At 68.8% G+C, this 12,840-nt stretch carries 9 protein-coding genes and 1 tRNA gene; 6 read left to right on the top strand and 4 right to left on the bottom strand.

Going from position 1 to position 12,840, the window contains the following annotated elements; all coding sequences use genetic code 11:
* Positions 1-1,152, bottom strand: a 1,152-nt coding sequence (locus tag ACR9ZG_RS07415; RefSeq protein ID WP_481284183.1) for a TadA family conjugal transfer-associated ATPase, incomplete at its 3' end; no start/stop codon positions are given.
* Positions 1,153-1,649: 497 nt separating this feature from the next.
* On the opposite strand from ACR9ZG_RS07415, the gene acs reads away from it, so the two are divergent.
* A complete protein-coding gene (gene acs, locus ACR9ZG_RS07410; protein WP_481284182.1) occupies positions 1,650-3,599 on the top strand; it encodes an acetate--CoA ligase in 1,950 nt (649 codons plus the stop codon).
* 115 nt (positions 3,600-3,714) lie between these two features.
* Here the strand turns inward: acs and ACR9ZG_RS07405 are convergent, their stop codons facing one another.
* Positions 3,715-4,185: a RidA family protein gene (locus ACR9ZG_RS07405; RefSeq protein WP_481284181.1), complete on the bottom strand. Its 471-nt coding sequence runs from the start codon at positions 4,183-4,185 to the stop codon at positions 3,715-3,717.
* Positions 4,185-4,352 (bottom strand): Sp36 family protein, encoded by a 168-nt coding sequence (gene sp36, locus ACR9ZG_RS07400; RefSeq protein ID WP_481284180.1) that lies wholly within the window; start codon positions 4,350-4,352, stop codon positions 4,185-4,187. Before sp36 ends, ACR9ZG_RS07405 begins: the two co-directional genes overlap by 1 nt.
* 83 nt (positions 4,353-4,435) lie before the next feature.
* Here sp36 and ACR9ZG_RS07395 point away from each other — a divergent pair, with 83 nt between their 5' ends.
* Positions 4,436-6,961, top strand: coding sequence for a transglycosylase domain-containing protein (locus ACR9ZG_RS07395; protein WP_481284179.1), 2,526 nt, complete (start codon positions 4,436-4,438; stop codon positions 6,959-6,961).
* Positions 6,958-7,941 carry a metallophosphoesterase gene (locus ACR9ZG_RS07390; RefSeq protein ID WP_481284178.1) on the top strand — a complete coding sequence of 328 codons (984 nt, stop codon included), beginning with the start codon at positions 6,958-6,960 and terminating at the stop codon, positions 7,939-7,941. Before ACR9ZG_RS07395 ends, ACR9ZG_RS07390 begins: the two co-directional genes overlap by 4 nt.
* Before the next feature lie 83 nt (positions 7,942-8,024).
* Here the strand turns inward: ACR9ZG_RS07390 and ACR9ZG_RS07385 are convergent, their stop codons facing one another.
* On the bottom strand, positions 8,025-8,225 hold the full coding sequence (locus ACR9ZG_RS07385) for a hypothetical protein (RefSeq protein ID WP_481284177.1): 201 nt from the start codon (positions 8,223-8,225) through the stop codon (positions 8,025-8,027).
* A gap of 49 nt (positions 8,226-8,274) precedes the next feature.
* Here ACR9ZG_RS07385 and ACR9ZG_RS07380 point away from each other — a divergent pair.
* From ACR9ZG_RS07380 to ACR9ZG_RS07370, 3 genes are all read left to right on the top strand, one after another.
* Positions 8,275-8,351: transfer RNA gene (locus ACR9ZG_RS07380), tRNA-Pro, on the top strand.
* Positions 8,352-8,534: 183 nt separating this feature from the next.
* Positions 8,535-12,485, top strand: coding sequence for a hypothetical protein (locus ACR9ZG_RS07375; protein WP_481284176.1), 3,951 nt, complete (start codon positions 8,535-8,537; stop codon positions 12,483-12,485).
* Positions 12,482-12,838, top strand: coding sequence for a hypothetical protein (locus tag ACR9ZG_RS07370; protein ID WP_481284175.1), 357 nt, complete (start codon positions 12,482-12,484; stop codon positions 12,836-12,838). The genes ACR9ZG_RS07375 and ACR9ZG_RS07370 overlap by 4 nt, the downstream gene beginning before the upstream one ends.
* Positions 12,839-12,840 lie beyond the last annotated feature (2 nt).

The raw sequence follows: 12,840 nt of genomic DNA, 5'->3' as shown, positions 1-12,840 counted from the left end.
CCCGCGGGCGGTGCGGGCGGCGCGGGCGGCGCGGGCGGCGCGGGCGCCCGCGGGCATGCTCGTGCCGCCGGCCGCCTCCTCCCCCGCATCGGTGCGCACCACCTCCAACCGCCCGTCCGCACCGGTCACCAGGCGGGCGAAGCCGCCCACGCGCCTGCCGGACGCGGTTCGCTCGATGTGGACGACCAGGCCGATCGCGCTCACCGCCTGTCGAGCGAGGGCACGGTCGGTCAGGCCGGCCAGCGCGCCGAGAGCCTCCAGCCGCGCGGCGACGTCGTCGAGGGTGTTGGCGTGCAGCGTGCCGGCCCCGCCGTCGTGTCCGGTGTTCAGAGCCGCCAGGAGGTCGCTCACCTCCTCGCCCCGGCACTCTCCGAGCACGAGCCGGTCCGGCCGCATCCGCAGCGCCTCCCGCACCAGCTGCCGCAGGCGGACGCCGCCGCGCCCCTCCACGTTGGCCTGCCTCGCCTGGAGGCCCACGACGTGCGGGTGCGGGATGCGGAGTTCGGCGACATCCTCGAGGACGACGATGCGTTCGTCGGGCGGCGCGTGCGCGAGCATCGCGGCGAGGAGCGTGGTCTTGCCGGCTCCGCTGGCCCCGGTGACGAGGAGGTTCGTGCGCGATGCCACCGCATGCTCGAGGAGCCGGCACTGCGCCGGTGTCAGCGCGCCCATCCCGACCAGATCCGCCAACCGGAGCGTCGCCCGGCCGGGAATGCGGATGGAGAGGAGGGTGCCGCCGGTCGAGATCGGCGGCAGTACCGCGTGCACGCGCACCCCGTCATGGAGGCGGACGTCGACGAAGGGCGTCGCCTCGTCGATGTGACGCCCGCCGCGCGCGATCAGGCCGACGGCGAGGCGACGCGTCTCGTGCTCGTCCGACCGCCACTCGGGGATGCGGTGCAGGCCCGCGGGCCCGCCGTCGGCCCACAGGGAGCCGTCGCCGGTGATGAAGAGGTCCGTCACCCCGTCGCGCATGAGGTACGGGGTGAGCGGTCCGAAGGTGCTCCAGAGCCCCGGCGGCGGAACGGCCGCACAAGGAACGGGTTCGAGCACGCGCTGCGGCGGATCGGGAGGCGGCCCACCGCGGGCCGCGGCGTCCGCACGCCGGATCGTGTCGAGGACCGTCGCCCGCGGCAGCGTGCGACCCTCCACCTCCGGTTGCTCGTCGGAACGCAGTCCGGCCGGAATGCCAGCTCGATGTCGCGAAAGTCGATTCATCCGACCAGCCAACCGGCAGGCCGCGCGCCTCGCTCGGCGCACCGAGAACCGGTGGAAAACCGAGCCGGGAGAGCACCCTGTGGAGAGGCCGCACCACGTCCGTGGGCAGCGCGACCGGCCACTGCATCCACCGGCACAGCACCCGCAGTCCCGCCGATCGACCCGTCAAAGCGGCCGAACATGCCGTTAAACAAAGGGGGGCCGCACCTATTGGGGGGAACAGGTGCGGCCACTGCGGCGCAGGATTGGGGGGAATCATGTGCGCCGCACGCCAGAATTAATATTCGGCCGAGGGACAGTCTACGCGCAATCAATGCAAACGCAAGTCTTCTGGGAGGCGACGCCGGCAGGTTGTAGAGTCGGGAACTGTCGCGCCACGACTGGGAAACCACCGGAATCAACCGCATCGCAAAGGAGCGAACAGACTCCCCATGAGCAACACGATCGACAACCTGCTCCACGAAGCCCGCCGGTTCGCGCCGAGCGAGCAGTTCGCGGCGAACGCCGTCGCGACGGCCGACCTGTACGAGCGCGCGTCCGCCGACCGCCTCGGCTTCTGGGCCGACCAGGCGCGCGAGCTGCTGCACTGGCACACCCCCTTCACCTCCACGCTCGACTGGTCGAACCCGCCCTTCGCCAAGTGGTTCGACGACGGCGAGCTCAACGTGGCGTACAACTGCCTGGACCGGCACGTGCTGGCGGGCAACGGCGACCGGGTGGCCATCCACTGGGAGGGCGAGCCCGGCGACTCCCGCACCATCACGTACGCCGAGCTCACCGCCGAGGTGAAGAAGGCGGCCAACCTGCTCACCGCGCTCGGCGTCCGCGCGGGCGACCGCGTGGCCATCTACCTGCCGATGATCCCGGAGGCCGTGATCGCGATGCTCGCGGTCGCCCGGCTCGGCGCCGTCCATTCGGTCGTCTTCGGCGGCTTCAGCGCCGAGAGCCTACGCTCGCGCATCGACGACGCGGAGGCGAAGCTCGTCATCACGGCGGACGGCGGCTGGCGCAAGGGCCGCGTCTTCCCGCTGAAGGACGCGGTCGACGCCGCGCTCGAAGGCGGCGAGACCACGGTCGAGCACGTGCTCGTGGTCAAGCGCGGCGAGAACGAGGTCGCCTGGACCGAGGGTCGCGACCTGTGGTGGCACGACGAGATCGCGCTGGTCGACGCCGACCACGTGGCGGCCGCGTTCCCGGCGGAGAACCCGCTGTTCATCCTCTACACCTCCGGCACCACCGGAAAGCCGAAGGGCATCCTCCACACGTCCGGGGGCTACCTCACGCAGGCCGCCTTCACGCACAAGAGCGTGTTCGACCTGCGCCCGGAGTCGGACGTGTACTGGTGCAGCGCCGACGTGGGCTGGATCACCGGGCACACGTACGTGGTCTACGGTCCGCTCGCCAACGGCGCCACCCAGGTGCTGTACGAGGGCACCCCGGAGACGCCGCATCCCGGCCGCTGGTGGGAGATCATCGAGAAGTACAAGGTCTCGATCTTCTACACGGCGCCGACCGCGATCCGCTCCTTCATGAAGCTCGGGCGCCAGCACCCGCAGCGCTTCGACCTCTCGAGCCTGCGCGTGCTCGGGTCGGTGGGAGAGCCGATCAACCCCGAGGCGTGGATGTGGTACCGGGAGGTCATCGGCGGCGCCGAGACCCCGATCGTGGACACGTGGTGGCAGACCGAGACCGGCGCCATCATGATCTCGGCCCTCCCCGGCGTCACCACGCTGAAGCCGGGAAGCGCACAGGTGCCGCTGCCCGGCATCTCGATCGACATCCTCGACGAGGCGGGCACGCCGGTCGGCAAGGACCAGGGCGGCCTCCTCGTCGTCACCGAACCGTGGCCGAGCATGCTGCGCGGCATCTGGGGCGACCCGGAGCGCTTCAAGGAGACCTACTGGTCGAAGTTCGGCGACAAGTACTTCGCCGGCGACGGCGCCCGATACGACATGGACGGCGACATCTGGCTGCTCGGCCGGGTCGACGACGTCATGAACGTGTCGGGCCACCGCCTCTCGACGGCCGAGATCGAGTCGGCGCTCGTCGCGCATCCCCTCACGGCGGAGGCGGCGGTCGTCGGCGCCGCGGACGAGACGACCGGTCAGGCCGTCGTCGCGTTCGTCATCATCAAGCAGAACCAGCTGGAGCACGCCCAGGCGATCGACGTGGCGGCGGAGCTGCGCAAGCACGTCGCCGAGCAGATCGGCGCGATCGCGCGGCCGCGGGACATCTTCATCGTGACCGAGCTGCCGAAGACGCGCTCGGGCAAGATCATGCGGCGCCTGCTGCGGGATGTCGCGGAGGGCCGGGAGGTCGGCGACACGACCACGCTCGCCGACACGGCCGTCATGAGCAGCATCCAGAGCAAGCTCTCGTAGCCGCTGCCCGGCTGGTCAGCCGCCGAGTACACGAAAAATGCCGCGAATCACTCCGGTTCGCGGCATTTTTCGTGTACTCGGCGGCTACCAGCTCAGCGGGTGACCAGCTCGGCGGCTACTCGAAGGCGAGCACCAGCTCGACCTCGACCGGGGAGTCGAGCGGGAGCACCGCGACGCCGACCGCCGATCGGGCGTGCACGCCGGCCTCGCCGAAGATGTCGCCGAGCACCTCCGACGCGCCGTTGATGACGCCCGGCTGCCCGGTGAAGGCCGGGTCGGAGGCGACGAAGCCGACGACCTTGACCACGCGGGTGACGCGGTCGAGCGAGCCGATCACGCTCTTCGCCGCGGCGAGCGCGTTGAGTGCGCTGGTGCGCGCGTACCGCTTCGCGTCGTCGGCGGGGACGAGGCCGTGCCCCTCCCCCACCTTGCCGGTCGCGGGAAGGGCGCCGGAGACCATCGGCAGCTGGCCGGAGGTGTAGACCAGGTTCCCCTCGATGACCGCCGGGGTGTAGGCGGCGACGGGAGGGACGACGTCCGGGATGTCGATGCCGAGCTCGGCCAGGCGGGCCTCGATCGCGCCCATCAGGCGTCCGCCCCATCGACGATCGGACGCTTGAGGTAGGCCACGAGACCGCCCTCCGGACCGGTCACCACCTGGACCAGCTCCCACCCCTCCGAACCCCAGTTGTTGAGGATGGCGGCGGTGTTGTGGATCATCAGCGGGGTCGTGAGGTACTCCCAGCGGGGCATCGTGCTCCTTGTGGTTCGGGGGGTTTTACAGGTTCGTCGGCTACCTTGATCCTATGTCTGCGCAAAAACCACAGGCTAGAGGTGTGCTCGGTGCGGTCGGCGCTTTCGTCGGCATGTCCGCCGTGGCCGGTCTTCTGGTCACCGCCGCCGTCACCCCCGCCATCGCGGTGAGCGGGATGGCCGCCAACAACAGCATCGGCGTCTTCGAGGGCCTCCCCGAGTACCTCGAGGTGGGCCAGCTCGCTCAGCCGACCACGATCTACGCGAAGAACGGCGACCAGGACTACGCGATGGCGACGTTCTACTCGCAGAACCGCCTCCCCGTCACCTTCTCCCAGATGTCGCAGGCCGCCAAGGATGCGGCGATCGCCGGTGAGGACCCCCGCTTCTACAGCCACGGCGGCGTCGACATCCAGGGCACCATGCGCGGCGTCCTGTCGACCGTGTCCGGCGGCGGCGTGCAGGGCGGCTCCTCGATCACCCAGCAGTACGTGAAGAACGTGCTGCTGCAGAAGTGCGAGGCCATGCCCGTCAAGACGGACAAGCAGAAGAAGGCCTACCAGACCTGCGTGGACGACTCCACCGGCGTCACCCCGGACCGCAAGGTCAAGGAGATGAAGTACGCCATCGGCATCGAGAAGAAGTACACCAAGGACCAGATCCTCGAGGGGTACCTCAACATCGCCGGCTTCGGCGGGTCCGTCTACGGCATCGAGGCGGCGGCGCGGTACTACTACAACACCACGGCGGCCGCCCTCACCCCGGCCCAGGCCGCGAGCCTCCTGGCCATCGTGAACGAGCCGACAAGCCTCAAGATCGACGACCCCGACTCCGAGTCCAACGGCGCGGCCAACGGCTACGCCAAGAACAAGGAGCGCCGCGACTACATCCTGCAGAAGATGTACCAGTACAAGAAGCTCACCAAGGCTCAGTACGACGAGGCCGTCAAGACCCCGATCCAGCCGGTGATCACGCCCTCCACCCGCGGGTGCACCACCGCCGGTGGCGCGGCCTACTTCTGCGACTACGTGCAGAGGATCATCCTGAACGACCCGTCGTTCGGCAAGGACAGCGACACCCGCGCGTCCAACTTCCTCCGCGGCGGCTACAAGATCTACACGACCCTCGACCTCGACCTGCAGAAGGTCGCCGAGGACACGCTCAACTCGTACGTCCCCAAGTCGTACACGGTCGACATCGGTGGTGTGCTCGTGGGTGTGCAGCCGGGAACCGGCCGCGTGCTGTACATGACGCAGAACAAGAATTACAGCCAGGACCCCGACGTGCTCACCAACAACGAGTACACCTCGGTGAACTACGCCACCGACCAGGCGTACGGCGGTTCGAACGGCTTCCAGGTCGGCTCGACGTACAAGGTGTTCACCCTGGCCGAATGGCTGAAGCAGGGCCACTCGCTGTACGAGTCGGTCAACGCCAACGTGCGTACGTACAACGCCGCGAACTTCAAGGACAGCTGCAACGGTCCGTGGACCGGCCCCTACCGGCCGACGAACGACTCCCCCGGCGAGGAGGGCTGGCGCAGCGCGCAGAACGCGACCACGAACTCCATCAACACGGCGTTCATCGCGATGGCGTACGAGCTCGACCTGTGCGAGATCCGCAAGGACGCCGAGGCGTTCGGGGTGCACAGCGCGAACGGCGACCCGCTCGGCACCAACCCCGCCTCCGTGCTCGGAACGAACAACATCGCGCCGCTGACGATGGCCACCGCCTTCGCCGGCATCGCCAACAACGGCATGACGTGCACGCCGATCGCGATCGACAAGATCGTGGGGGCCGACGGCAAGGAGATCACACCTCCCGCGTCCAAGTGCACCCAGTCGGTCGACCCGACCGTGGCGAACGCCATGGCGAAGGCGCTCCAGGGCCCCGTCGAGAGCGGAACCGCCGCAGGGATGAACACCACCGGTGTCGACATGCTCGGCAAGACCGGTACGACGGACAACAACGAGCAGCTCTGGCTGGTCGCCGCCACCACCAAGGTGGCGGGCGCGTACTGGGTCGGCAACGTCACGGGCCACCAGGACATGCGCCGGATCTGGCCGACGCACGGCACAACCCCTGCCATCGCCCGCAAGTACGTCATGCAGGACATGATGTCGGCGGCGGTCGGCAAGTACGGCGGCGACGAGTTCCCGGCGGCGCCGGACAAGCTCGTGCGCGGCGTGCAGGTCGCGATCCCGGACCTGACCGGCAAGGCGCCGGCCGAAGCGGAGTCCATCCTGAAGGGCCTCGGCCTGCAGATGGCCGATGGCGGCCCGCAGGACTCCACCGCGCCGGCGGGCACGATCTCGGCGACCGATCCGGCTCCCGGGACCTCGGTGAGCAAGGGCGCCGTCGTGACGGTCTTCACCAGCAACGGCGCGCTGGTGGCCGTGCCCAACGTGGTGAACCAGAAGCTGTCGGAGGCGCAGAAGGCGCTGACCGCGGCGGGCTTCAGCGTGAAGGTGAGCGGCGGAGGCGGCCCAACGTCGACCGTCACGGCCCAGGACCCGGCCGGCGGCACCCCCGCCAAGCCCGGCACCCCGGTCACGCTGACCGTCACCGGTCCGTCGGCCAAACCGACGCCGGGCGCGGACGGCAAGTGACGCGCGGCTCCGGCCTCCGCCCGGTGGGCACCGCTCTCGCGGTGCTCGCCGGGGCGGGTGCGGCCGCGTTCGCGTGGGGGTCGCTGGTCGAGCGGCGGGCGTTCACGCTGCGCCGTGTGACCGTGCCGGTCCTCCCGGCCGGATCGGCACCCATCCGGGTGCTGCACCTCTCGGACCTGCACATGGCGCCCTGGCAGCGCGACAAGCAGGAGTGGGTGCGCCGGCTGGCGCGGCTGCGTCCCGACCTCGTCGTCGACACCGGCGACAACCTCAGCCACGAGAACGGGCTGGAGGGCATCCGGGCCGCCCTGGACGTCTTCCGCGGCGTGCCGGGCGTCTTCGTGCACGGGTCGAACGACTACTTCGGCCCGCAGCTGAAGAACCCGCTGAAGTACTTCGCGGGACCGTCCGTCAAGAAGGCCTCCACGGCTCCCCGGCTCGACAACGCCGCCCTCACCGCGTACCTGCGCGAGCTGGGCTGGCTGGACCTCAACAACGCGGCGGGCGAGCTGGAGATCAACGGCACCCACCTGGAGCTGTTCGGGGTCAACGACCCGCACATCCACTACGACCGGGTCTCGGCGATCCCCGGCGCGCTGGACGAGTTGCGCGAGAACGACCCGTACGGCGACGACTCCACGTGGCCGACCGACGAGCCGCGCCCCGACCGCCCGACCGTCACGCTGGGCGTCGTGCACGCGCCGTACCGCCGGGTCCTCGACGCGTTCGTCACCTACGGGGCGTCGATGATCTTCGCCGGGCACACGCACGGCGGCCAGGTGTGCGTCCCCGGCTACGGCGCCCTGGTCACCAACTGCGACATCCCGCGGCACCAGGTGAAGGGGCTGAGCATCTGGCGGCACGCGTTCCGCTCCGCGTACCTCAACGTGTCGGCTGGGCTCGGCACGTCGATCTACGCGCCCGTGCGCTTCGCGTGCCGGCCGGAGGCGACACTGGTGACGCTGACGCCGGCGAGCTAGGCGAAGCCACCGGCGACGCCGAGAAGCGGGGTCGCGCAGACGCCGCCACCCCGCCCCTCGGACTCTCGACCGCTGCGCCTGGCTCAGGGGCCGTAGTACACGACCTGGAGCTGTGCGGAGAAGTGCTTCCAGCTGTTCGGTCCCATGACGCCGTCGAGCGGCCCGGTGTAACCGTTCCCGCGCGCCATCGCCTGCATCTCCGCCCACATGCAGCGGTCCGGTGTGCCGGTCGACCAGGTCGCCGGGATATATGCGCGCGCGGACGCCGCCGCCGGGTTGGTCACGACCACCCCTTCGCCTCGTGTATCCTTGTTGAGGCTCGTCAAGAGCCTTCGGGGTGTGGCGCAGCTTGGTAGCGCGCTTCGTTCGGGACGAAGAGGCCGCAGGTTCAAATCCTGTCACCCCGACCACAAGAAGGAGCCCCCTCCGTTCGGAGGGGGCTCCTTCGTTTTGCGCCCTGCGATGTGAACCCCATGGCGCGCTCGGCGTGTTGCCGCGGACGTCCTCAGAAATGCCGACTAGGTGGACCGTGATCACGTTCGATAGAGATAACGGGGGGGCCGAAGCGCGTCGAGCACGGCCAGGGGGAGTCGATGATGACGCATGCACGTGCGCGAGCGAAGCGGATTCGCGGCGCGATCGCGGGGATCGCCGTGGCGCTGCTGGCGACAGCGGTGATGTCGGCACCGGCAGCCGCTGAGACCGATGTTCCAGACGGCGCAGCTCAGGCCACGCCGGCTCCCGCACCGAAACAACACGATGACGCAGTCCCGAGCCCTCAACGTGACACGCTGCTCGGGCAAGGGTGGGAGACGTCGAACGACCGTGCCGTCGTGGGAATCGCATCTCCCGACGGGTATGTCATCATGTCTGCCGAATCGAAGACCGGCTACAAATGGCAGACGGTCGCTACCCTTCATACCGCCGGCGTGACAGCGGACTCCTGGATCGGCAACCTCTGCCTGACTGCCGATGGCGCCTATGCCGTCGCTGTCTACGGCCCCCGAGCGACGACCAATCGCGAAGCAGGGATGTACCAGGGTGGGTCCGCCGCGGCCGTGAACGTCGGCACCGGCGAGGTCCGTGCGCTGGGCTTCGGCTACACCATGGCGTACTTCAACCCGGGCTGCGGGGTCGACCACAAGGTCGCGCTCACGGCATACTCCGACGATGGCCGGACTCGAGTCAGCCAATTCGACGCCGCCACAGGCACGATGGAGACATCGGCGACCGTGAACGCGCAGGTCACCTCCGCGGTCCCGACGGCTTCCGGAGTCATCGGCGCGACCCAGGGCGCGCTCGTCAGGGTCACCGAGGGTGCGACGACCGCGATCGTCGGGGCGACCGGAACTCCGCGTGACCTGACAGTCGTCAGGGCCGGCCTGGCGTACGTCGACTCGAACGGGACGTCCGCCACCGCGCGACTGGTCGACGCTGCAGGCGGCACGAGCACGCCTCTCGCCTCGGGGAGCTCAGGCGACGTCAGCGTCTCCCGAGACGCCCACGGCACTGTCTACGCCGCCGGAAAGGTCGATGGCAGAGCCCGGTCCGTTCACAAGGTCGCGATCACCAAGCCGCATCAGATCGTCTCGTCCGACGGACGCCTCGCGATCGATGCGCCACGTCCGTACCTCGTCGCCGGTGAGGGCGCCCCGGACGTCCAGGTGGAGATCTCGGGTCGCAGCCTGACGACCGGCAAGGACCTCACGCTCACCGCACCGGTGGCCGAGGCCCAGCCGGCACAAGGCACGGACGCCCAGGGTGATGCAACCCGCCGATCGGTCACAGCGTCCGGGTCGGGGTCGAGTGCGCTGGAGCCGGAGCGGGCGTGCGCCGTTCCTCGCAACGACCCGCACAATCAGGCGCTTCAGCCGAAGCCGCGCCAGGTCGAGTGGGCGGTCGACCAGTTGGTCACGGGTTCTCTGACGTTGCAGCGACCCGCCAACTGGAAGAACCTCGGGATGGCCGCGTACTCGCCGTCGTCGATGTTCCCGTTGCCTGCGCTGTCCGGCGGAGGGACCATCCCGGCTCAGATCCTCCTCGGGATCGCGGCGCAGGAATCCAACCTCTGGCAGGCGTCCCGCTATGTCACCCCGGGCGTGACGGGCAACCCCTTGGTAGGGAACTACTACGGCAACGACGTCACCTCCGACGGCGACGACTTCTGGAGCGTCGATTGGAACAAGGCCGACTGCGGGTACGGGGTCATGCAGCTCACCGACGGGATGCGACGCGCGGGAATGGAACGAGACGGGGAGGTCGCCCTTCCCGAGAACAAGCAGCGAGCGATCGCCCTCGACTATGCGGCGAACATCGCCGCCGGGGCCCAGCTGCTGGCACAGAAGTGGAACCAGACCCGGGCAGGCGGGGTGAAGATCAACAACGGCGATCCCGCCTACCTCGAGAACTGGTTCGCCGCGGTCTGGGCGTACAACACCGGGTTCCACCCCGACGACGGGTCCGGTGCGTGGGGGCTCGGATGGTTGAACAACCCGCGCAATCCGCTGTACCCGGATTACCGCGGATCCTTCCTCGACGGGCACCCGGAAGACGCGGCCTCGCCGCAGGACTGGCCATATCCGGAGAAGGTGCTCGGGTTCGCCGCGCATGCGCTCGAACTTCCGGAGAGCGACACGAGTCTCGTTGCCGCGTTCCGCACAGCGTGGTGGCCGGCGAGTGACGGCCAGGACGGCACGGTGAACCGTCGCAACGTCAAGCCGCCGACCACCCTCTTCTGTGTGGCCGCTCTCAACAACTGCGATGTGACGCAGGTGGTGGACCCCGGCGACGGAGACCGCCCCGGCAACTGCGTGCACAAGGATTCTGCCGGGAACTACGACCTCAAATGCTGGTGGCACAGCCCCGCGACCTGGAAGGTCGACTGCGACGAGACGTGCGGGCAGGAGTTCATCCGCTTCGACCCGGGCTGGGAGTACCAGGCCGATGCGGCGAGCTTCCCCCCGAACTGCGGCCGCAGCGGGCTTCCCGCCAACGCGCTGATCGTCGACGATGTCCCTGCCGGTACGGCTCCTGTGCTGGACGCGGCGAGCGGCCAGCGCTCCTGCTCGCCGACCGCGACGACCGGTTCCTTCGCCTTCTCGTTCCCCGTCCAACCGAACGGGACCGTTCCCGCGAAGATGGACCTCCACCAGCTCGGCGCCGGACTCAACGATCACTTCCATTTCAGCCACGTCAACACGCCAGGGCCTCTCGGCGACCGGCTGAAGATCTCCGGCACATGGTCGCTCGGACAATCCCTCAACCAATGGACCCGAGTCCTCGTCCATATGCCGGACCACGCCGGGTGGACAAACCAGGCGCTGTACACGATCGACAACGGCGCCGGCCAGACCCAGCAACGGTCCCTCCTCCAGCGCAACTTCGCCAATAAGTGGGTCTCGCTCGGAGTGTTTCAGATGAACGGCGTCCCGTCCGTGTCGCTGTCCAACACCACATTCGATCGGGACGCATCGGGTCTCATCGACATCGCCTGGGATGCCGTCGCATTCGAGCCTCTCCCGGCCAAACCGCGGGACTTCTACGTGGCGCTCGGGGATTCGTACTCGTCAGGGGAAGGGGCGTCGGCCCTCGACGGCTCGGACTTCGATCGAGCGACCGACCACGGCGGCTTCCTCGACCCGGACACCGCCGACCACATCAACAACTGTCACCGTTCGAGTCAGGCGTGGCCGAGGAAGGCGGACATCGACGGCACGTTCAGAAGCGTCGGACAGCGGCAGGATGGCTTGGATCCGACACTCGACTTCCAGTTCCTCGCCTGCGCCGGCGCACAGACGCAGCACATGCTCCCGTATCGGGGACTGGCGAACCCGCCCAGCGACGGTTCCGGGCACGTCGGAGACAAGCCGCAGAATGGGATGCTCACCCAGTTGGACAGCGGATTCCTGGACGCGAACACGACTCTGGTGAGCCTCTCGATCGGAGGAAACGACATCAACTTCGGTCCGATCTTCCTCACCTGCATCGTCGCGGCGACGACCCCCGTCCCGTGCAACATGGCCCCCATCCTCACCACGGGCGACACCGTGGGGGCGGAAGAGGCAACGAAGGACCGTGTGCAGAACCAGGTCCCGACATCGATCACGACGATTCTGACCGAGATCCACAAGAAGGCGCCGAATGCCAAGATCGTCCTGATGGGGTACCCCGAACTGTTCCAGTCCGGTTCCGGCTGCGTCTTCATCGACGACCTCCAGCGCGGCTGGCTGAACGAGACGGCATATCTGCTGGCGACGGCCATGCAGAGCGGCCTCACGGCGTACCAGGCGGCGAACCCCGGCGCACCGGCGTCGACCTTCGCCAATCCGATGCCGGCGTTCGACGGGCACAACCTGTGCACCGCGGACAACTACGTCAACGGGATCGTCACGCAGCTGACCCCCGGAGACACCTACGCGATCACGGTTCCGCTCAGCGGCGCGCAAGTGGGACTGTCCATGCAGTCCTTCCATCCGAACAAGGCAGGCACCACCGCGTACGCCGGCGTCTTCAACGTGGCGGTGCAGACGATCGGCTACCGATGAGCGAACCCGACAGGACCGGCGCCGGAACGCCGACCGACGCTCAGGGCGCCTCCTCGGTCCGTTCACGGTCGAGCTTCAACCGGTTCGGCATCGCGGGCATCCTGACGGCCATCCTCGCCTGGGCCGTCTCCTTCGTTCCCTATGCGGCGTCGGGCGAGCCTCGTGGGAGCTTCCTCGGAGTGGTGATCGCCGTCGCCGGGGTGGTGCTCGGCGCGGTCGGGCTCTCGCCGCGTCATGGGGAGCGCATCACGCCGATCGTCGCCCTCGTGCTGAACGCTGTCAGCTTCGTGGTGATCGCCTACTTCGTCGTCGCGTACACCATTCCGACGCTTTTGCTGTGGTCGTTCCAGTGATC

Source organism: Leifsonia sp. KNZ12-8B (genome assembly GCF_056755495.1).
Note: the sequence above shows the minus strand (reverse complement) of the source record. Positions and strands in the feature narration are given on the sequence as shown.

Excerpts from the sequence above, each read along its gene's own strand:
- acs (WP_481284182.1), top strand. The coding sequence starts at position 1,650 with ATGAGCAACACGATCGACAACCTGCTCCACGAAGCCCGCCGGTTCGCG.
- ACR9ZG_RS07405 (WP_481284181.1), bottom strand. The coding sequence starts at position 4,185 with ATGGGCGCGATCGAGGCCCGCCTGGCCGAGCTCGGCATCGACATCCCG.
- sp36 (WP_481284180.1), bottom strand. The coding sequence starts at position 4,352 with ATGCCCCGCTGGGAGTACCTCACGACCCCGCTGATGATCCACAACACC.
- ACR9ZG_RS07375 (WP_481284176.1), top strand. The coding sequence starts at position 8,535 with ATGATGACGCATGCACGTGCGCGAGCGAAGCGGATTCGCGGCGCGATC.
- ACR9ZG_RS07370 (WP_481284175.1), top strand. The coding sequence starts at position 12,482 with ATGAGCGAACCCGACAGGACCGGCGCCGGAACGCCGACCGACGCTCAG.